This is a genomic window from Bacteroides salyersiae, assembly GCF_031172035.1.
In the GTDB taxonomy this organism is placed as follows: Bacteria; Bacteroidota; Bacteroidia; order Bacteroidales; family Bacteroidaceae; genus Bacteroides; species Bacteroides salyersiae.
The window spans coordinates 2,816,069-2,836,053 of the sequence record NZ_CP133452.1; the positions used below are offsets into that span (position 1 = coordinate 2,816,069).

At 43.6% G+C, this 19,985-nt stretch carries 19 protein-coding genes and 1 pseudogene; 10 read left to right on the plus strand and 10 right to left on the minus strand.

Features of this window, described 5'->3' with window-relative positions; genetic code table 11:
- The first annotated feature begins 124 nt into the window (after window positions 1-124).
- Entirely contained in the window at window positions 125-646 is a 522-nt protein-coding gene (locus RB604_RS10205; protein ID WP_007478381.1) for a DUF2867 domain-containing protein, read from the plus strand.
- A 12-nt stretch (window positions 647-658) separates the two neighbouring features.
- Window positions 659-1,090: a ribosomal maturation YjgA family protein gene (locus RB604_RS10210; protein ID WP_005924634.1), complete on the plus strand. Its 432-nt coding sequence runs from the start codon at window positions 659-661 to the stop codon at window positions 1,088-1,090.
- 39 nt (window positions 1,091-1,129) lie between these two features.
- Here the strand turns inward: RB604_RS10210 and RB604_RS10215 are convergent, their stop codons facing one another.
- The 3 genes from RB604_RS10215 to RB604_RS10225 form a co-directional block, all read right to left on the minus strand.
- On the minus strand, window positions 1,130-1,999 hold the full coding sequence (locus RB604_RS10215; protein WP_007478380.1) for an ion transporter: 870 nt from the start codon (window positions 1,997-1,999) through the stop codon (window positions 1,130-1,132).
- Between the two features lie 127 nt (window positions 2,000-2,126).
- Window positions 2,127-3,104: a lytic transglycosylase domain-containing protein gene (locus RB604_RS10220; protein WP_007478379.1), complete on the minus strand. Its 978-nt coding sequence runs from the start codon at window positions 3,102-3,104 to the stop codon at window positions 2,127-2,129.
- A gap of 33 nt (window positions 3,105-3,137) precedes the next feature.
- Entirely contained in the window at window positions 3,138-3,977 is an 840-nt protein-coding gene (locus RB604_RS10225; protein ID WP_007478378.1) for a formamidopyrimidine-DNA glycosylase, read from the minus strand.
- A 120-nt stretch (window positions 3,978-4,097) separates the two neighbouring features.
- Between RB604_RS10225 and RB604_RS10230 the strand changes: the two genes are divergently transcribed.
- Window positions 4,098-5,417, plus strand: a complete 1,320-nt coding sequence (locus RB604_RS10230; protein WP_007478377.1) for a TIGR01777 family oxidoreductase — start codon at window positions 4,098-4,100, stop codon at window positions 5,415-5,417.
- Between the two features lie 16 nt (window positions 5,418-5,433).
- Window positions 5,434-5,712 (plus strand): GNAT family N-acetyltransferase, encoded by a 279-nt coding sequence (locus RB604_RS10235; protein ID WP_005924619.1) that lies wholly within the window; start codon window positions 5,434-5,436, stop codon window positions 5,710-5,712.
- Between the two features lie 136 nt (window positions 5,713-5,848).
- On the opposite strand, the gene RB604_RS10240 is transcribed toward RB604_RS10235, so the two are convergent.
- From RB604_RS10240 to RB604_RS10260, 4 genes are all read right to left on the minus strand, one after another.
- The gene (locus tag RB604_RS10240; protein ID WP_005924616.1) at window positions 5,849-6,124 is read right to left on the minus strand and encodes a zinc ribbon domain-containing protein; all 276 of its coding nucleotides are present in this window, start codon (window positions 6,122-6,124) and stop codon (window positions 5,849-5,851) included.
- Between the two features lie 100 nt (window positions 6,125-6,224).
- Window positions 6,225-6,956 (minus strand): SDR family NAD(P)-dependent oxidoreductase, encoded by a 732-nt coding sequence (locus RB604_RS10245; protein ID WP_007478376.1) that lies wholly within the window; start codon window positions 6,954-6,956, stop codon window positions 6,225-6,227.
- 86 nt (window positions 6,957-7,042) lie between these two features.
- Entirely contained in the window at window positions 7,043-7,444 is a 402-nt protein-coding gene (gene bamJ / locus RB604_RS10250) for a BamJ family beta-barrel-assembly machinery protein (protein ID WP_005924610.1), read from the minus strand.
- Window positions 7,445-7,661: 217 nt separating this feature from the next.
- On the minus strand, window positions 7,662-7,961 hold the full coding sequence (locus RB604_RS10260) for a nitrous oxide-stimulated promoter family protein (RefSeq protein ID WP_044093525.1): 300 nt from the start codon (window positions 7,959-7,961) through the stop codon (window positions 7,662-7,664).
- A gap of 83 nt (window positions 7,962-8,044) precedes the next feature.
- Between RB604_RS10260 and RB604_RS10265 the strand changes: the two genes are divergently transcribed.
- The gene (locus RB604_RS10265) at window positions 8,045-8,968 is read left to right on the plus strand and encodes a DMT family transporter (protein WP_005924604.1); all 924 of its coding nucleotides are present in this window, start codon (window positions 8,045-8,047) and stop codon (window positions 8,966-8,968) included.
- Window positions 8,969-8,999: 31 nt separating this feature from the next.
- Here RB604_RS10265 and rlmF read toward each other — a convergent pair whose 3' ends face one another.
- On the minus strand, window positions 9,000-9,890 hold the full coding sequence (gene rlmF / locus RB604_RS10270; RefSeq protein ID WP_007478374.1) for a 23S rRNA (adenine(1618)-N(6))-methyltransferase RlmF: 891 nt from the start codon (window positions 9,888-9,890) through the stop codon (window positions 9,000-9,002).
- Window positions 9,891-10,316: 426 nt separating this feature from the next.
- Between rlmF and RB604_RS10275 the strand changes: the two genes are divergently transcribed.
- From RB604_RS10275 to RB604_RS10290, 4 genes are all read left to right on the plus strand, one after another.
- Window positions 10,317-11,936 carry an RluA family pseudouridine synthase gene (locus tag RB604_RS10275; protein WP_055295610.1) on the plus strand — a complete coding sequence of 540 codons (1,620 nt, stop codon included), beginning with the start codon at window positions 10,317-10,319 and terminating at the stop codon, window positions 11,934-11,936.
- Between the two features lie 405 nt (window positions 11,937-12,341).
- The gene (locus RB604_RS10280) at window positions 12,342-12,788 is read left to right on the plus strand and encodes a GNAT family N-acetyltransferase (RefSeq protein ID WP_021936249.1); all 447 of its coding nucleotides are present in this window, start codon (window positions 12,342-12,344) and stop codon (window positions 12,786-12,788) included.
- A 135-nt stretch (window positions 12,789-12,923) separates the two neighbouring features.
- Window positions 12,924-15,782, plus strand: coding sequence for a TolB family protein (locus tag RB604_RS10285; RefSeq protein WP_055295608.1), 2,859 nt, complete (start codon window positions 12,924-12,926; stop codon window positions 15,780-15,782).
- Between the two features lie 52 nt (window positions 15,783-15,834).
- On the plus strand, window positions 15,835-16,041 hold the full coding sequence (locus RB604_RS10290) for a hypothetical protein (RefSeq protein WP_005924583.1): 207 nt from the start codon (window positions 15,835-15,837) through the stop codon (window positions 16,039-16,041).
- Window positions 16,042-16,166: 125 nt separating this feature from the next.
- On the opposite strand, the gene RB604_RS10295 is transcribed toward RB604_RS10290, so the two are convergent.
- Window positions 16,167-17,492 carry a rhamnogalacturonidase gene (locus RB604_RS10295; protein ID WP_055295605.1) on the minus strand — a complete coding sequence of 442 codons (1,326 nt, stop codon included), beginning with the start codon at window positions 17,490-17,492 and terminating at the stop codon, window positions 16,167-16,169.
- Window positions 17,493-17,686: 194 nt separating this feature from the next.
- Here RB604_RS10295 and RB604_RS10300 point away from each other — a divergent pair.
- Window positions 17,687-19,150 (plus strand): annotated as a pseudogene (locus RB604_RS10300) (TonB-dependent receptor plug domain-containing protein); the annotation flags it as partial.
- Between the two features lie 213 nt (window positions 19,151-19,363).
- On the opposite strand, the gene RB604_RS10305 reads toward RB604_RS10300, so the two are convergent.
- Window positions 19,364-19,927 (minus strand): YdeI/OmpD-associated family protein, encoded by a 564-nt coding sequence (locus RB604_RS10305; RefSeq protein WP_005924573.1) that lies wholly within the window; start codon window positions 19,925-19,927, stop codon window positions 19,364-19,366.
- Between the last annotated feature and the right edge of the window lie 58 nt (window positions 19,928-19,985).

Below are 19,985 nucleotides of genomic sequence, written 5' to 3' on the forward strand. Positions count from 1 at the left end.
TTGTAAAGGAACTGTTTAGAGTAGATTTTGGAGTATTTGATAACCGATGTATGCCTAAATTCCGTATCTTCGCCAGAGAACGTTCATCTCCCATTCTTTTTCCATAAAAGTATCGAGTTTTATTATGAATGAATCACTACAAATCCGGAAAGCCGGGAATATGATAAGTACATCTGTTCTGTCTCGTATAGACCCTGTTGACTTTGTCGATACCTTTTGTTGTAGGATAACGGCTGAAAGAGATATCCGTCCGGCCGATGTACTCATTACTATGTTTACAAATTATCCGCAATGGGTGGAGGCTTTGATGAAACTTCGTAATTGTCTTGTGGAACCATTCGGACTGAAAGGCGGGAAAGGCCCTGAAGTGGCAGAATATCATAAGATAATATCAGATTTCGCAATTGCTCATCCGGATATGACAAGGGAGGAAGCGGTATTTACGGCGGATGATAAACATTTGCAGTTCTATGTTTCTGCAATCGTGCGTCCTATGGAGGCGAATGTAAAAGAGGTCACCGTTTCCACTTTAGTGCAGTTTCATAATAATTGGGGGCGGACGTACTTTTTCTTTATTCGTCCGTTTCATTCCATCATTGTTCCGGCTACATTGAAACGTGCTTTAAAGCGTATGGTCATTAACTAACTTGATTTATTTATGAAAAAAAGAATAATCTATGCTTCCTGCTTTTTTGTGATATTGATAATCGAAATTATTATCGGCGTATACATTCATGATGCATTTATCCGTCCTTATATAGGAGATGTATTGGTAGTGATACTTATCTGTTGTTTTATCAGGATTTTCATACTTCGTTCTTTGCGGCGGTTACCCGTTTATGTCTTTGTATTTGCTTGTTTCATTGAGCTGCTTCAGTATTTTCAGTTGGCCGATAGGTTAGAATTGTCAAATAACGGATTTGCGCGGATTGTTCTGGGGGCTACTTTTGATTGGAAAGATATTTTATGTTACGCGGTGGGGTGCTCTCTTTTTGGGTTGGTGGAGTATGCAGAACGTAAAATAGTGCAACGCAGAAAAGCAGCCCGCTCGTTTATCGGTTATAAAAAACGGACCCATTGGTATCTTTGAAAAATACGATAACGTTACACACAAAGTATAAAGAAACATTTACTTTTTATCTTTGGGTAAGCTATCTTTATGTAACGGAAAACCACAATATTTACAGTACGCTGCGTTCTCATCATGTCCCGCTTTATGGCAATTAGGGCATTGCATATCTTTCAGCTTTTTATATTCTTTCATCATCGATACGGATACGATGCCTGTGGGCACTGCTATAATGGTATAACCCATTAGCATTACACAGGCAGAGAGGAATTTCCCTAAAGCCGTTGCGGGTGTAATATCGCCATAACCTACTGTTGTCATGGTGACAATAGCCCAATAAATGCTGTTGGGTATGTTGCTGAATTGTGTGCCGGGCTGTGTACCTTCAATCATATACATTAAGGTACCGATAGAAACAACGAGTATCACTACAAACAGGAAAAAGACGGCTATTTTCTTGCTGCTTTCCTTTAGTGAAGTAAGCAACCGTTCACCTTCCATCCAGAAAGTGAAAAGTTTGAATATACGGAAAACCCGGATGATACGGAACGCCCGGATCACCAGCAGATATCTTGCTCCCGGTAAAAAGAAAGCCAGATACAACGGCAGTGTGGCCAGTAAATCAATGATACCGAAAAAACTGAAAATATACTTCTTCGGTTGTGGAGAGCAATAAATACGGGTTACATATTCAAAGGTAAAGAAAGCTGTAAACAAGTATTCAAGTATGATGAATGGCAACGTCAGGTAGGACGGAAGCCCCTGCAGGCTCTCCAGAATGGCAAGCAGAATACTTAATGTGATACAGATGATAAGAGCCACATCGAACAACTTTCCTGCCGGAGTATCCGATTCGAAAATAATAATGTAGAGTTTATGTTTTAACTCTTTGTTATGTAGAAAATGTTTGAGGTGCTCTCTTAAATTCATAATAATAAAATAATTAGCCAATGTGCCAATGAGACAATGTGATAATATACCAATTGGCCAATATGCCAATGTGCTGTGCTATCATTCTTTTCATTGGCAAATTGGCACATTATTCATTGCCCCATTATTAATCAATTACCCACTTCGGGTTATGTGGAATCGTTTTCTTGGGGTTATAGTTCATTCCTTTCCGGGTAGGTATGTGTAAAACGTATGTACGGCGTGTTTTGTTTTTTAATGAGTGTTCGCGCAGCCATGGATTAGCGTCACGCAATTGTGCATAAGTGATGCCGTTTTGTTTGGCATACTCATCCAGATTCTCGATGGCGGTGGTGATCGTCACTTTTTTATAGGGAATAGGGGGATAGAGGTGCTCGCGTTTCAACAGGAAACCGAAACGTTGCGGATTGTTGAATATCTCTTTGGCAGCCAACAGACGGAACATGTAGCGTGATGTTTCTTCTACCAGCCAAAGATCCATGGCATGGTCGGCCAATTGTTTATCCAGTTGTGCGGTGATACGTCCTTGTCCTGCGTTGTATGCGGCAGATACAGCCATCCAGTTACCATACTTTTCGTAAGCCTGTTTGAAATATTTGCAGGCGGCAACAGTTGCTTTTTCCACGTTGTAGCGTTCATCTATATTGTCGTTCACTTCCAGACCGAATTCACGTCCGGTAGCCGGCATGAATTGCCATAGTCCGGCAGCTCCGGCCGGAGAGCGGGCAATCGGATTAAGGCTACTCTCGATAACCATCAGATACTTGAAGTCATCAGGGATGCCATTGGCTTTCAGTATCGGTTCCACGATAGGAAAATACCGGTTGGCACGTTTCAACATCAACATGGTAGTAGAGTGCATATAGGTGAAGGACATCATTTCCCGGTCCATCCGTTCACGGCGGTCATACCGGCGCAAGTCAATGGTTTCGCCGTCAAAAGTAGCCTGCTCGGGAACACTTGGCGGGGTGACACAATAGGGCACTTCAGATTTTACCGAATACGGTTCGACAGGTGGAATACTGCTGATAAGGGTCGGGATGGTGGCTCCGGCGCAGACTGCCAGAGCAATACTTAAAATTAGAGTAATACGTTTTTCTTTCATTCTATAAAATCATTGTTCAATGCGGTGTGCGTATTATTGAATCGGTTGGCAACCGCTACAATAATAAATGCTGCCACCCAGATAGTTTTCTTTCTTTATCATATCTTCGCAACGAGGACAGATTGTGCCGGCTGTATTTTTAGAGAGATGCGGTATATATCCTCCGCTTTTGCCAAAGAGATCGGTCTCTGTGCTGCGCCCTCCCAAGTTATACATCTCTTGAAGAGTGGATTTTATCTGGTGATAGAGTTCCTCCTTTTGTCCGGCAGACAAGGAATGGATTCGCGTTTTCGGATGGATGCGGGCATTGTACAGGATATCCTGTAGTACTCCGTTACCCAATCCCGGGATGGTCTGTTCGGTTGCCAGAAAAGCTTTTGTTGTTTTCTTTTGTGCATCATCCGCATAAATTAATTTTCTGAAATACGACTCACAGAACTCATCCGTCATTACTTGCGGCTTATTCTTGGCTGTCTCGTAATAAGCCGCTATGGGCGCATTGAATCCTTCTTTCGGAAAACACCATAAACCTCCATACATCCGTACGGAAGCAACAAGGCAACTCTCATCCTCAAATCCGATAAGCAATTGATGCCTGGCCGGTAATTTTTCACCGGGAGTAAAGTAACGCAGGTTGATACCATCGGTAAGGATAAGCATCATATCACCGGCTTCGATTTCAATCATACCGCCGCAGGGATTTATCTTATCGATGGTTTTTCCGGTCAACCGTTCGGGGTATTCTTTCGGATTACCATAAAACCAGGCGAATTTATGGGGGGTATACTGTGCGAATACGTTGGTAATTCTCTTTCCTCTGACCGTTCTGTTCAGTTGTTCTGACAGGCAGCAGGCTTCGGGCGCTTCAATCATATGGCTATGGGTTACGGGTTAGTCATTCCTCTGCAAAGATAAACTCATTTTAGCAGCTTCAAAGAACTTTTCGTGCTTTTAATACGTTTTGTACTATACATTAACAACAGTTTACGTCACATGAATATAGCAATTACCGGAGCCAGTGGCTTTATAGGCAGACATCTCACCGCATTTTTCACTGAACAGGGACATCGGGTCGTTCCGTTAGGGAGACCTATGTTCCGGGAAGGGATGCTTGGATACCTGGTACAGGCATTGTCGCATTGTGATGTCATTATCAACCTGGCCGGTGCTCCTGTCAATAAGCGATGGACGCCGGAATATAAACATGAGTTATATGATAGCCGTATACGGGTAACGCAGCGTATTGTTCGCGCTCTGGGAGCAGGCCGTCAGAAACCCCGATTGATGCTATCGGCTTCTGCCGTGGGATATTATCCTTCTGCGGGAACTTTTGATGAATATACCAATACACGCGGAGAAGGCTTTCTGCCCGATCTTTGCTATGCCTGGGAGAAGGAGGCCCGCCGTTGTCCGCCACAGACCCGTTTGGTCATAGCACGTTTCGGACTTGTACTTTCTCCGGACGGCGGAGCAATGGAACAGATGCTCCGGCCCTTGAACATGAAGTTTGCCGCCGCCATCGGTCCCGGCACACAACCTTTTCCGTGGATCAGTATAGATGATCTTTGCCGTGCGATGGCTCTTTTTATAGAAGATGATACGTTGCAAGGCGTTTTCAATCTTGTTGCTCCACAGCAAATTACGCAGGCTGCTTTTACCCGTGCACTGGCAAAAGCCTATCATGCCTGGGGCACGATTATTGTCCCCCGGTTTATCTTCCGGATCATGTATGGCGAAGGTGCCGCTTTCCTTACTACCGGACAATATGTACGCCCGAGGCGATTGGAGGAAGCAGGATTTCATTTTACCGATAATACAGTCGGACAGCTTTTCAGAGGAGTAGACCGTAGTACGATCGATCGTCTTGATGTGTCCCGGTATATGGGACGTTGGTATGAGATAGCCCGTTACGATCATCGTTTCGAACGGGGAATGTCCGGGGTTACGGCTACTTACAAGCTTTCTCCTGACGGTAGTATCAGTGTATTGAATGCCGGATATAAACGGGATACACATGGCAGGAGTAAATTCCGGCGAGCTGTGGGCCGTGCAAAGATTCCCGATACCGCCAGGCCGGGACGTCTGAAAGTCTCTTTCTTCCTTTGGTTTTATTCCGATTATTATATACTCGAATTGGATCGGGAGGGATACAATTATGCACTGATAGGCAGTAGCTCCGATAAGTATTTGTGGATATTGAGCCGGACTCCCCAATTGCCTGAAGATGTGAAAAGATTATTACTGACCGCCGCATTACGCCGGGGATATGATACGAACCGGTTGTTGTGGATAGATCAGACAAGATACATTTAAAAAAAACTGATAGATTATGGATTATGAAATTAGACATCAGCCCGAACAGAAGCTGTTTGAAACGGAAGTAGATGGCCGCACGGCCTTTGTTCAATATCGTTTACTTAACGGAAGTCTCGATATTATTCACACCATTGTTCCACGCCCCATTGAAGGGCAGGGGATAGCCGCCGCTCTGGTAAAAGCGGCATATGACTATGCAATGGCTAACGGATTAAAGCCGAAAGCTACCTGTACATATGCCATAGCATGGTTGAAACGCCATCCGGAAGTATTGGAAGGAGCAGAGAAATAAGAAAAAGGAGCATTACCTTTTCTTCATATGATATAATATGCCGGATACATATTTAGTGTACGACTTTAGTGTACGACACAAAATGTGCATCCGGCTATGTATGAATACCGGATATACCTTGTCTTATCGGGAATACTCAGGCTTTTTTCCAACGTTTCAATAGAGGGAAGAACTGCTTCATGTTGGCAACAGCCTCTTCTTTTGTCATTTTCATTTCGGAATCTTTATTGAACTCATCCACGAATTGTGCACAGTGATCGATCATTTCATCCATCGTGCAGTCCACTGTAAAGTGCCCGTCGGCATAGCAATAACAACAATACTCTTCATTTTTGCTACCATTCGTTTCTGTCCCTAATACAGTCGCATCGCTCAATGGCATTCCGCAACTTTGGCAAAATTTCTGTTCCATCATTTGTTTTTTAGTTATTATTTTTTGTGATAAGCTTTTTTTTGCACTGCCGGCAAATATGGCGGTTACTTATAAAAGAGCGTTATCCGATCTTGCTAAGTCAGTTTGTTTTTACAGGTAGCCGTTTCCATAACCAACGTGGAATCATTCGCCAGAAAAAGACGATGACAGCATATCTCCAATCGATAGTTACCACCCGTTGTTTGTGATTGAGGGCTCGTACAATGTGTATTCCTACTTTATTTACATTCATTAGTAGCGGGTAGTTTTTTCCATCATTCAATAGTTCGGTTGATACAAATCCCGGGCGGATATCCGTGAAGCGGATGTTTGACTTTTGCATGTTCGATAGTTGTTCGAGGGCATCGATATAGGTGTTCTGAAACCGTTTGGTAGCCGAATATGCCGGAGCAACACCCAAGCCCTTGGTACCGGCAATGGAACTGATAACGGCCAGATGTCCGTTCCCTTGTTGCCGGAAATACTGAAAAGCGGCAGTGACCATTCGTATGAATCCGTCGACATTGGTACGTGCAGTGTTCAGTTCGATATCTGCATTTAATTCCATATTCTGATGTCCCACACCGGAACTTAAGAGAAACAGATCCATTCCACCCAATTTCTTGATGAGGCTGTGTAGTCTTTCCGTAGCATCCTCCTGTGTCACATCCAGTGTTTCCACTTCTATATTGTCAGGAGCAATCGTACGGAATGCGTCTAACGCGGTTTTTCGCCTGCCGGCAACTCCTATTTTCCATCCCTGCAACAATAATCCTTTGGCAACTTCTTTGCCTATTCCGGAAGTAGCCCCTATGATGATTGCTCGCTTCATTATTTGTTTTTATATGATTCGTATTTTAATTGGCAGAGACAAAGATAATTAAATCTTCCGAAAAAAGGGTGAGTAGTTGATTTACTTTATTTTATACCTTGCAGTTCGATTTCAAAAATAAGTGTGGAGTAGGCGGGGATATTTCCGCAAGCCCGTGTGCCGTATCCCAATTCGTAAGGAATATAAACGATCCAGCGTGAACCTACCGGCATGGCTTTCAGTGCTTCCTGCCATCCTTCGATAACCTCTTTCACTTTAAAAATTTCCGGGCGTTTGCGTGCAAATGAATCATCGAATACTTTGCCATCTATTAATGTCCCCCGGTAGTGTACCTTTACCGTGTTTTTGGCAGTGGGTACCGGTCCGGTACCTTTTAGCAGAATCTTGTACTGTATGCCACAGGGTAATTCCATAACCCCCTCCTTTTCCAGATTTTCTTCCAGAAAACGGATGTTGGCTTCTTTGTAATCTTTATGTTTCAGGCTCATATGGATAATTATTAATAAGTTTCTCGGAATATGTATATTTGAATGAGTCGATAATTTGATGTACGGCTTCTTTAACCATTTCAATGGTACAAATTTTATTTTGGGGTGTCATAGAATAGAGGGCTGAAGCACTTCTTGCATATACCATGGTTTTATTGTTTGATAATTACGCAAAGATAATTATTATAAAGTAATAATGTAAGTATGCTAATATCTTTTATAGGCCGAACAGATGTCTTATTGCCGCCCACGGGGCATAGATCAGCATACGGGGGCCGGAAAAGCGCATCACTTTTTGCATTTGCTTGCGTAGGACCGGTTTGTAACAGTGTACGGTACATTGCTTGCAGGAGCTTTTCTTTTCGCCGAAGGGGCAACGGTCCAGTCGTGCGTGGGCATAATGTAACAGCTCTTCACATGACGGGCAGAGAGTTTGGTTTTTCTCTTTTTTACGGCAGTAGAGGCGGATCATCAGTTCTACTGTCTTTTTTTCACGGGTTATACGGTTCTTGCTCAATTTTCATTTTTTTAGGAGGTACAAATATAACCATCCTGTTTTAAAAAGATGTATATTTGCACCCCGAAATTAAGAGCCTTGTTATGAATATAAGCAATAAAGCGAAAGGATTTGTATGTGGAGCCGTAGCTGCTGCCACGTATGGCATGAATCCGTTGTTTACCCTTCCTTTGTATAAAGAAGGGTTGAGTGTGGATTCCGTATTGTTTTACCGGTATGCATTTGCTGTGCTTATTTTAGGTATTCTGATGAAAATACAAGGGCAGTCGTTTGCTCTGAAAAAGAACGAAGTACTTCCGCTACTGGCAGGAGGATTGCTTTTTTCCGCCTCTTCACTACTTTTATTCATGAGTTATAAGCATATGGACGCGGGCATTGCATCTACCATTCTTTTTGTATATCCGGTGATGGTAGCGGTCATTATGTTTTTGTTTTTTCATGAGAAGATATCATTGCTGACCGTATTTTGTATTCTTATGGCACTTTCGGGTATCGGCATGTTGTATAAGGGGGATAGCGGAGAAACGCTCAGTCTGATAGGAATGTTATTGGTCATTCTTTCGTCATTATCCTATGCCATCTATATTGTCGGCGTCAACCATTCCACACTCAAAACCATGTCGACAGCCAAACTGACTTTTTATGCCTTGCTTTTCGGGCTGTCCATTTATGTAGTCCGTCTGAATTTTATGACCGATCTACAGGCAGTTCCTTCTTTTCCGGCATGGGTCAATATACTGGCAATGGCTTTTCTGCCTACTGTTATTTCACTTATTTGTACGGCCATCTCGATACATAGCATCGGTTCTACCCCTACTGCCATTTTGGGAGCATTGGAACCCGTCACCGCTCTCTTTTTCGGTGTGATGATTTTCGGTGAACGACTTACCCCCCGCCTTGTCTTAGGAATACTGATGATACTGGTTGCCGTGACTTTTATTGTTGTCGGGAAGTCGGTTGTGGGGCACATTAATCATTTATTTCTGCATCTGTTGCGTCGTCATTGATATCCGGCTCTGAAAAAGAAAGGCTTGTTGGCTAAAACCGCCAAGCCAATATCCGGCTGTTTTTTGTGCCTTGTTGCATTTGTATCGTTCGATATTCGGCAACACCGGTTGATTTGAGTTTGGCATATAGCTTATCCAGATTTTTCTCTTTAGATACCAGGCTGGTGAACCATTTGCAGTTTTTTCGGAACTTCCGGCTTTCGGTGATCATATTCAGCAAAAACCGGAGTTCTCCACCTTCACACCATAATTCGTTGGCATTCCCTCCGAAATTCAATTGAGCTTTCGACACCTTCTTTCCTTTCAGGCTGCTGAGTTTGCGTAACGTACCCTCTTCCGCCTCCTCTTTTGAACTGTGAAAAGGAGGATTGCATATTGTGACATCGAAAAAATCGTCGGGCAATATAACTCCTTCAAAGATATTCCGTCTGTCTTTCTGAAGCCGCAGTTCAATCCGATGCACCAGTACCGGATTACAGGTTACTATTTTTCTGGCATTTGCTATCGAAACAGGGTCGATGTCCGAACCCACGAAAGTCCAGCCGTACTCCGTACACCCGATGATCGGGTAAATGCAATTGGCTCCTACGCCGATATCCAGACATTTCCGTCCGGATATTCCGGTTGCCGTATTTTCCGTACCGATCAACTCGGCAATATAATGAATGTAGTCGGCCCTTCCCGGGATGGGCGGACACAGATAATTTTTCGGAATATCCCAATATCGAATGCCATAATAACTGATCAGCAATGCTTTATTCAGTGCCTTTACTGCCTGTGGATTAAAAAAATCAATCGTTTGAGAACCGTATGGATTGAGTGATACAAACTTTTTGAGCGGAGGATAATCTTCGGTCAGTTTGGTGAAATCATACTGTCCGTTATGCTTGTTTTTGGGGTGTAATTCGTTCCTTTCTGCCATGATAGGACAAAGATACGGAGAAACTTTCTGATAGCAAATCCGCTTCGATTAAAAATGATAATCTTTACATGTATATAAAAAAAACGGTACTTCGATTCACATCGCAGCACCGTCACAACACAAACACAAAATAAAACACGACAAAACTACTATGCAATCTTACCTGTCTATGCCGGGGAGGCATACGGTCGCTTCATTATGGGTATTCGCATATGCATAAAGAGCTTCAGGCTGATTTGCATAATTATAAACGCATCAGATGATTTTTTGTTCAAAAAGAGATGCAGAAAAATGATGTTTTTTTATGATAACGGGTCAAACTTTCATTGGTAATATTTGCAATACTGGGCAAATAGAATTTATTTTGCAAGCAATAACTCCATCAGGAGTTCAAAGACAATCCTGTTTCAAATAGTTTGAAAATATATGTTGCATCATTTTGCCCGATCTATTGTTCACATCGCTTTGCCCGGACAATTCACTTATCCTTTTCATTATACTCCCCATCCTTTGTGCGTCATGGCAGCCGAAGAGGTACAGGCTTACATCGCGGCACAGGACGACTGGCAGGAAGAACTGCGTGAGGGCAAGATGTTCGGCGTACTGGTCGTACAGACCAAAGAGGACGAGATTGGTTATTTGGCTGCTTTTTCCGGTAATCTGGCCGGTAGAAATCTGCATTCATTCTTTGTTCCTCCTGTATATGACTTGTTGCAGCCGGATGGCTTCTTTAAAATAGAAGAGGAAAACATATCGGCCATTAATGCCCGGATCAGAAAGTTGGAGCAACATCCGCATTATCTGGATTTGAAACAGAGATTGGAGGAAGAGATACATGCGGGCAGGCAGGAGACGGAGAAAGCCAAATCTGTTTTGAAGGTTGCCAAAGAAGCACGTGCGCAGCGTCGGAAGCAACACCCGGATGAGGAGGAGCAGGCTGCTATGGTACGTGAGAGCCAATACCAAAAAGCCGAATTAAAGCGTCTGGAAAAGTATTGGAAAAATAGAGTGGCTGTCTTGCAAACAGAGGTTGATGCATATGATAGGCAGATAGAATCGCTTAAGATAGAAAGAAAGAAGCGCTCGGCAGAATTACAGCAAAGACTTTTCGAACAATTTAAGATGAGAAACGGGCTTGGGGAGGTGAAGAATTTATGTGTGATTTTCGAGCAGACGGTACAGAAAACTCCTCCTGCAGGAGCCGGCGAATGCGCTGCTCCGAAGTTGTTGCAATATGCTTATATACATGGATTGAAGCCGATTGCTATGGCCGAATTCTGGTGGGGAAATTCGCCTAAAACGGAGATTCGGCATCACGGCTATTACTACCCTGCTTGTAAAGGAAAGTGTGAACCGATACTGCAACATATGTTGAAAGGACTGGATGTGGAACCCGATCCGTTATCAAAAAGTCCGTGTCACGATACGGAACTGGAGGTCCTTTTTGAAGATGACTGGTTGTTGGTGATCGATAAGCCGGCTGGTATGCTTTCCGTTCCGGGGAAGGGGAGTGCCGGTTCTGTGTATAGTATAGTGAAAGAGCTATATCCGGATGCTACGGGGCCGATAATCGTGCATCGGTTGGATATGGCGACATCCGGTTTGTTATTGATAGCCAAAAGTAAGGAGGTACATCAGCATCTTCAGGCGCAGTTTAAGAACCGCACGGTGAAAAAACGGTATATTGCCTTGTTGGACGGTATGCCTGCGCAGGATGAAGGAGAGATAAAACTACCGCTTTGTCCGGATCCTTTGGATAGGCCCCGGCAAGTGGTTCATGAAGAATCGGGCAAGCCTGCCATTACCCGGTATAAGGTTCTTGAAAAAAAAGGGAACCGGACGCGTATTGCTTTCTATCCATTGACGGGACGCACACATCAGTTGCGTGTGCATGCCGCTCATCCCCTCGGATTGAACTGCCCTATTGCAGGTGACGAACTTTATGGAAGAAGGGCAGAACGGCTCTATCTGCATGCCGAATATTTAGAATTTATACATCCGGTATCAGGCCAGGTGATGAAGTTCGAAAGGAAAGCGGAGTATTGATAAGTATGTTTGTAATATATGGAAGACGCTACTTCTCCATGTTTTGCAGGTATATTGTTACTGCATCAAGGTTTATATTCTTAGTTGTAAAACATCCCCATGTTTTGGTTGACAACATCCCCATGTTCTTATGCAGAACACCCGGATGTTGTTACTGAAATCATCCGGATGTTTTGGATGTGGGAAATATGACTTCAGAGAAGATGGAATCTATCTGATTGATTATTAGGGATATATTGACGTGTCTGGCATTGGATTAGTTCTGATAAGAAGGTTCTTTTATCATAGGGATTATTGCATTGTGAAACGGTCTTGAATGAAGGCTGAGAACATTTGTACGGAACGGAAGGTAGCATAATAGAAAAAAGCTTTATATTTACAATTGAATTAATACCGGAATATTTTATGATCGAACAACCCGATACGCAAGACTATGATGAATTGCTCCGGATATGGGAGCTGGCAGTCCGTAGTACTCATCACTTTCTGACGGAAAATGATATTCTGTTTTATAAACCTCTGGTGCGGGATGAGTATTTTCAGGCCGTAGAGCTTTATATGCTTCGCGGCAGTACCGGCCGGATTGCGGCATTTTTAGGATTGAGCGAAGATAACATAGAAATGCTTTTCGTGCATCCCGATGAGCAGGGACGGGGATATGGCAAGTGTTTGATTGATTTTGCCGTTCATGAAAAACGGATATATAAAGTTGACGTGAACGAGCAAAATGAGAAAGCATTTCACTTTTATCAGAACAGAGGTTTTGAAGTTGTCGGTCGGGATGCTGTAGATGGAATGGGAAAGCCTTTCCCGATTCTGCATATGCAATTATCGGATAAAAAGTCTGTGTAGCTTTGTGAGTTCATGCGGACAATCATTTCTTTTATTTGAATATTGTGGTACTTATTTCCGATTTTATTTACTTTTAGCTGATAACCCAGAAGATTTTTTATAGTTTTGTAGCTGTCAATTAAATGAACCTTGTAAATGTCAAAATCGAAATATCTCTTTCTTTTGTTTATCTGTCTGTCGGCTTCGATTAGTATTCGCGCCCAATTTATGGATTATGGTTCGGATCCGGCCCGTTTTAAATGGAATATCGTGCGGTTACCGCACTATAATCTGGTTTATCCGCAGGGAACGGATTCTATGGCTTATCATTATGCACTTTATCTTGAAAATGCTTACCCCCATATACAGAAAACCATCGGTAAGCCGATAAAAGCCCGGTTTCCCGTTATTCTTCATCCTGCCAATATGCAGTCCAACGGTATGGTATCGTGGGCTCCCCGCCGGATGGAACTTATCACGACTCCTTCTTCCGATCTGGGAGTTCAGAGGTGGGATAAACATCTGGTACTGCACGAATCACGTCATGTATTTCAGACAGGAAAGGTGATGAGTGGAATTTTCAAGCCTTTTTATTATCTGATAGGTGAGCAGGCGGCGGGCGTTGCTGCCTTTTTTCTGCCGGTCTGGTTTCTGGAGGGCGATGCGGTAGGTACCGAAACGGCCATGTCTAACGGTGGTAGGGGACGGTTGCCGGAGTTTAATATGGCTTATCGTGCACAAATGTTGGGAGGGGATAAGTTTTATTCTTTCGATAAATGGTTATTGGGTTCGTACAAGAATTATACCGGTACGTATTACGCGCTGGGTTATGATCTCACTTCCTATGCACGACAACGGTACGGAGCCGATATTTGGGATAAAACGACCAGCCGCTATGTCCGTAATATTTTCTTTGAGGGTTCGTTCAAACATTATACGGGAAGCAGCTTTAAACGGCTTTATCAGGATACTTTCGATTATTTGCGGAAGGAATGGGAACAACAGGATACTTGCAGTCTTGTTCCATCCTATCATTCGCCCGATAAAAAAGATTATACTTCGTACAGGTATCCCTGTCCGGTCGATGATTCTACGGTGGTTGCCGTGAAGTCGGGATTGAAAGATATCAATTCGCTGGTGACAATCGTTCATGGGAAAGAGAAACGGTTGAGTTATATCGGCAGTATCAATAGCCGTCTCGACTACCGTAACGGGAAGATATACTGGACAGAGATCGTTCCCGGTCTTCGCTGGACACATGAGAATTATTCCGTGCTGAAGTGTTATGATCTGAAAGAGGGACGTATAAAAAGTATCACTCCCCGACAGCGTTATCTCTCTCCGTCGGTGGATAAAAACGGAAAGGTGGCTGCTGTTTCACGGACTACGGTCGACGGAAAGAATCAGCTTGTACTGGTAGAGCTTGAAGATGGTAAAGAACTGTTTGCTTTTCAGGTGCCGGGCAATGCTTTTATTAAAGAACTGACGTTTACGGATCAGGATGAAGTGGTAGCGGTTGCAGTGACAGATGCCGGAATCAGCCTGTTGCAGTTTACCCCTTCTTCCGGGCAATGGGAAGAGCTGTTGAGCACTGCTTCTGTTAATATTACTTCTCCTGTCTGGAAAGACGGACGGATTTACTTCGAATCCGGGGCGAATGGAACTAATAATCTTTATTGTTTGGATCTGGCAGACCATCAGGTTTATCGTTTGACGTGTGCGCGCTTCGGTGCCTTTGATCCTTCATTTACACATTCGGGAAATCGCCTGTTCTTTGCTGATTATCAGGCAAACGGTTACCGGATCGCTTCTCTTCCGGCAGATAGTCTTTTAGCGGAGAAGACAGATTTTGATCGTCCGGTCTCTATGCCCTTTGTGGAGACTTTGGCCGGACAAGAGAAATTTAATCTGGATTCGGCTCGTTTGGAACCGGTGGATTTTCAACCCAAGCGTTATCGGAAGGGTGTGCATACTTTCAAGATTCATAGTTGGGCGCCTTTCTATTATGATGTGGCCGAAGCTATGAACACGAGTGCTTCCGATCTGAGTACGATCGTTAAACCCGGGGCGACCATCATGTCTCAAAACACCTTGAACACGGCCATTATGCAGGCTGGCTGGTATTATGATAAAGGTTACCATCACGGCAAACTGTCGTTTACTTATCAAGGCTGGTTTCCGGTCGTTAATATTGCTGCCGATTATGGTGATAAAGCTTTTGATATGGCTTGGGCTCAGAACGACAAGGGGCAACAGGTGACGCGGGGATATTATACCGGTCGTACTTATCTGGAGGCTGAAGCCCGGATTTATCTTCCTTTCAACTTGACCCGTAACCATCGTATACGCGGCATACAGCCTGCGGTGAGTTATTATTTTACGAATAACCGGTATCAGGAATATGGCAGCCGGGAGTTTCATGCTTTCCAATATGTGTTGCCGGAAATATTGTTCTATAATTACAGGCGGAAAGCGCAACGGGATATTTTACCCCGTAATGGTTACCAGCTCCGTTTGCAGTATCTCACCACTCCATTCAACAAGGAGAATTACGGTGCCCTTTATGCAGGCCGGTTAACGACTTACTGGCCCGGTATTCTTCGTAATCATGGGCTGATGCTTCGTTTCGGATATCAGTATCAGGAGCTTGACGGCAAGGCTTTGTACCTTCCCAAACACTTGCTGGAGAAACCGCGAGGATATAATTTCCAATATCAGACGCACCGGCAGTGGGCGTTTAAGGCAGATTATGCCCTTCCTATATTTTCTCCCGATTTCAGTATCGGTTCTCTGATCTATATCCGGAGAATGCGGGCCAACCTGTTCTATGACTTGTCACGTAATCAAGCCCGTAGCAAGGGTGCATGGACCACTCAAAGCTCTTTCGGAACGGACCTTATTTTCGATTGGAATGTATTGCGGATGAGCTATCCGATCACAACAGGCGTGCGGTTGATTCAGCCGATCGATTATGGAAAGTTTCAGGTTGAGGCATTATTTTCTATTAGTTTCTGATAATAGGATTATCTTTGCAGCCGAATTTTAAAAAAAGAGGAGAATAGAACGGATGAGAAAAATGCTTTGTCCACAATGTAAAATTGCCGGCATGTATGTAAAGAACGAGCAAGGAGACCGGTTGTTGGTATATATCACGAAAGAAGGAGTTGTGATTCCCAAAGATGAGGAAGCTTCGACGGAAGGGTTCGATTTTACGGAAGTGTATTGTCTGGGATGTTCATGGCACGGTTCTCCTAAACGATTGATAAAATTCTGATATCCTGCAAAGAGAGGGCTCTTTTACTGCGAGATGGGAGGGTCCGTCATCTGACCTTTTTAAATACGGATTCCACAAATCTCTTGTTTTGTAACAGAACAAAGAGGGTTGTGGAATCCATATCTTTAATGCTTACTTGAGGGATTTCCCTGTACAGGCACTACTTTTACGTTTTTCCAGATGAACGGGTTGATTATTTCTTTGTTGCATTCTGGTTTCTTTGCTTTGATATTCAAGTTTTCGAAAGTAAAGTTTGTCAGTTTATACTGGTCGGATTGACTTACGTGGAAGAATACATCGCATTCAAGATCGATATTACGCAGGGTCACATGGTCGGAGTAAGACATCGGAATATCCTTGCGATCCTTGAGATCGAAAAATTGTGTCCAAGGTTTGATATATAAGAAACTTTTGGCATCTCCTGTGATGTCTTCTACGAGGATATATTCATATTTTTGTGGGGTGTCCGGACGCATCTTCAGCCATAAAAGGCGGGTCGCATTGTTGATTTTGCAACGGCGGAAGATAATATTGCGGTTATGGATGGATTCGCTTCCGCACGTCAGGCCACTGTGACAGAAACCGTAGGTACAATCTTCTATAATGATATTGCTGTTGCCGCCGTTATTGGGATCTTGATCCGCCCACGGCCCTTTACCGCCTTTCAGGGCAATGGCATCGTCATTTACTGATAAATAGCAATTTTTCACCAACACATTGCTGCAAACATCTATATCGATACCGTCGGTGCTCGGAGCTTTTACCGGGGTGGCGGGAGAGAAAATATGCAGGTTCAATAACTTCACACGGTTGCAACGGTAAAGATGGGTAGTCCAGAAAGGGGAGTTGATAAGGCTGACGCCGGAAATTTGTACATCGTTACTATTAGAGATGTATAGCAACCGTGGACGTAATTCGTCCATATTTGTGCATTTGGGTATCACTTTGCGGCGCAGCCAGAAGGACTTCCAGTAACGCAGCCCGTTACCGTTGATGGTTCCCTTTCCGGAGATCGTGAACCCGTCTACTTTATCGGCGTTTACCAATGCGGCAAAGTATGACAAGCTCTGTCCCTCCATGCGCGTATCGATAATAGGAAAGTTGCTGATATCATCGCTTCCTTTTAAAATGGCATCTTCTTCCAGATACAGATGGGTCTTCGGTTTGAAGAAAAGAGAGCCGCTGAGGTATGTGCCTTTAGGGATGACGATAACGCCACCTCCCTGTTGGGATGCCTGGTCGATGACCGATTGGATTTTCTCGGTCTGGAGAAGGGTGCTGTCGTTGATGACACCGTATTCAAGAATGTTGTATTTCTTACCTAATGTCTGGATATTGACAACTTCATTTTGTCTGAACCAGTCGGGAATGGGAGTTCCATCCGGGAATTTTTCTTCGCTGAACGATTGTAAACTGATAAACGCAGTAAGTAGTAATGTAATGAATCTCATGGTTTGAATTTGAATTAAAGGATCAACTGATAATTTATGTGTGCAAACATAAGAAACTTCTGAGAATCATGGGTAAATCTTGGTGATTTTAGTCCTGTGTAAAATGACTTTTTTAACTTGTATATTGAAGGATGCGGGTGATTATCAGCCATTGTGGAGATTAGCCTTTGGTGCAGCCGCTTTTGCAAGGTGATTTGAATGGTGCGGTCAACGGAGCGCTCGGTTTGTTGAATCCTATTTTCCCAAATGCTACTACTGCCGATTATTGTGACCTTATTGCCTGGATGATGGCAAGTGGTCTGCCCTCTGATTTGGGTGTGTTGCAGAATGGGCAGATGCCCGGTGATCTGGTGCCTTGGCTCTCTGATATTCTTAATCCGGAACGGAATAATGGTAGTACGCGAACGGATGAGTGCAACGATTATTTTCTCGATTATCAGTTTAATAAACGCTGGGATAGTGGTGCACAGATCACTGCCGGAACCACTTTCCGGCATACTCGTCACTATTCTTCGGCCATCGATCAGGTTTATAAGAGTGATAATCTGGCTGTTTTTTTTCAATACGATCAACGTTTTGGGGATCGTCTGAGCGTTTCGGCCGGAGTGCGTGCCGAATATTATCGTATAAATAATCATTACCGGGAGGCCGAAACAAAGATTTTTGGGACAAAAGTTCCTTTTCGTCCGGTTTTGCGTGCCGGGTTGAATTGTCAGCTTGCCGATTATAGTTTTCTGTGCGCCAGCTTTGGACAGGGGTATCGCAATCCGTCGGTAGTAGAGAAATATCTGCGTAAGGACATCGGTGGGGTAGGTGTATATCCGAATGAAAATATTCGTGCGGAGAAAGGTTTCAATGCCGAACTTGGTTTCAAGCAAGGGTATAAGCTTGGTAATCTTCAGGGGATGTTGGACGTGGCAGGTTTTTATACCGAGTATAAAGATATGATCGAATTCCAGTTCGGATTGTTCAATAATGGCAACAACAAGATGATAAACAGCATTTCGGATGCGGTCGAGATGTTGCTTGGTCAAGGAGGGTTCGGTATTGGAGCACAATTCCACAATGTTTCCAAAGCGCGGATTTATGGGATGGAAGTCAGCACAAATGGTGTATATAATTTTAATAAGAACACGAAACTGTATTATAACTTGGGCTATGTATACACTGAGCCGCGTGATGCGGATTATAAAGAACGTAATGCATTGGAGGATACTTATACCGATCCTTTGCAGATGAAAGAGAAGTCGAATAATTCCAAATATTTGAAATATCGCCAGAAACATACTTTTAAAACTACGCTCGATTTTGAGTGGAAACGTATAAATCTGGGTATGAATGTGGCTTGGAGAAGTAAGACGCTTGCGGTGGATTATATCATGTTGGACGAGCGTGAAAAACCGAATGGCAATCCGGAAGTGATGGATTATGTGCGTAGTTTGCTTTTCGGTAGTATCGATGGCGAAACATTAACTACTTATTGGAAAAAACACAATACGGATTATGCTACGGTGGATATCCGTCTGGGAGTAAAGGCTACAAAAGAGGTTGCATTTCAGTTTATGGTTAATAACTTGTTGAATAAGGAGTATTCTTTCCGGCCGATGTCGGTAGCAGCTCCGCGTGCCTTTATGGTGAAGATGGATGTGACGTTCTGATGCGGTACAGCTAAATTTTCTTGTTTATATCGGGAGGGTACTGGGTGAAAGGGCGTAGAGAAAAAATGAAAAGGCATACCAATGACCGTAAGCCGGGTGCTTACCTTTGTTAAGCACTATTCATACAGGTAGTATGCACCGTGCTTAGTGTCGCTAAGCACGGTGCTGATATGCGGCTTTATCTTTCCCTTTCAACATTCATAAAAGTCGTGGCTACATGGGTTTGAGGTTCTTATTAAGTCTGTCGATAATCTTTTCCATACGAGTTTGGCGAGTTTTATCCGATTTGGCATCCAGATAAAACAATGTATAGGTGCGCTGCACAGAATCGGACATGGCCAATAGATTTGTATAAGCAGGTTCATGTGGCTCAATGAGCTGTCTGAACATCCGGATTTGCTCTTCGGAGGCGGTGCTACGTTTGGAGTTGTCCCACTGTCCGTTTTGTTTTGCACAGGCTACGGCTTCCATTCCTTTCGGAGTCATTAGTCCCTTTTGAATAAGTTTCCGAGCCAGCTCTTTGTTCTTGTCCGACCAATTGCTTTTTTCTCTTCGCCGGGCAAAATATTTTCTATACTTGTCCTCATTGATGGATTGCATCTGACCATCTATCCAGCCAAAGCACAATGCTTCTTCGAGTGCTTCATGAGCCGACAGTGTTTTTAGCGTATTGGTTTTCGCAAATACCAACCAAATCCCGTCGCTCGTTGTACCTGCGTTTTCCAGCCATTCTCGAAACAATGCCCTGGTTTCAAAAATAAGTTCTTTGTCATCCATCTTTCAGTATCGTATAATCGTTCTTTATCCGGAGTCGTTTTTCTGTACTATATCTGTA

Coding starts and splice junctions, on each gene's coding strand:
- RB604_RS10205 (WP_007478381.1), top strand. CDS start 125: ATGAATGAATCACTACAAATCCGGAAAGCCGGGAATATGATAAGTACA.
- RB604_RS10210 (WP_005924634.1), top strand. CDS start 659: ATGAAAAAAAGAATAATCTATGCTTCCTGCTTTTTTGTGATATTGATA.
- RB604_RS10215 (WP_007478380.1), bottom strand. CDS start 1,999: ATGAATTTAAGAGAGCACCTCAAACATTTTCTACATAACAAAGAGTTA.
- RB604_RS10220 (WP_007478379.1), bottom strand. CDS start 3,104: ATGAAAGAAAAACGTATTACTCTAATTTTAAGTATTGCTCTGGCAGTC.
- RB604_RS10225 (WP_007478378.1), bottom strand. CDS start 3,977: ATGATTGAAGCGCCCGAAGCCTGCTGCCTGTCAGAACAACTGAACAGA.
- RB604_RS10230 (WP_007478377.1), top strand. CDS start 4,098: ATGAATATAGCAATTACCGGAGCCAGTGGCTTTATAGGCAGACATCTC.
- RB604_RS10235 (WP_005924619.1), top strand. CDS start 5,434: ATGGATTATGAAATTAGACATCAGCCCGAACAGAAGCTGTTTGAAACG.
- RB604_RS10240 (WP_005924616.1), bottom strand. CDS start 6,124: ATGGAACAGAAATTTTGCCAAAGTTGCGGAATGCCATTGAGCGATGCG.
- RB604_RS10245 (WP_007478376.1), bottom strand. CDS start 6,956: ATGAAGCGAGCAATCATCATAGGGGCTACTTCCGGAATAGGCAAAGAA.
- bamJ (WP_005924610.1), bottom strand. CDS start 7,444: ATGAGCCTGAAACATAAAGATTACAAAGAAGCCAACATCCGTTTTCTG.
- RB604_RS10265 (WP_005924604.1), top strand. CDS start 8,045: ATGAATATAAGCAATAAAGCGAAAGGATTTGTATGTGGAGCCGTAGCT.
- rlmF (WP_007478374.1), bottom strand. CDS start 9,890: ATGGCAGAAAGGAACGAATTACACCCCAAAAACAAGCATAACGGACAG.
- RB604_RS10275 (WP_055295610.1), top strand. CDS start 10,317: ATGTTGCATCATTTTGCCCGATCTATTGTTCACATCGCTTTGCCCGGA.
- RB604_RS10280 (WP_021936249.1), top strand. CDS start 12,342: ATGATCGAACAACCCGATACGCAAGACTATGATGAATTGCTCCGGATA.
- RB604_RS10285 (WP_055295608.1), top strand. CDS start 12,924: ATGTCAAAATCGAAATATCTCTTTCTTTTGTTTATCTGTCTGTCGGCT.
- RB604_RS10290 (WP_005924583.1), top strand. CDS start 15,835: ATGAGAAAAATGCTTTGTCCACAATGTAAAATTGCCGGCATGTATGTA.
- RB604_RS10295 (WP_055295605.1), bottom strand. CDS start 17,492: ATGAGATTCATTACATTACTACTTACTGCGTTTATCAGTTTACAATCG.
- RB604_RS10305 (WP_005924573.1), bottom strand. CDS start 19,927: ATGGATGACAAAGAACTTATTTTTGAAACCAGGGCATTGTTTCGAGAA.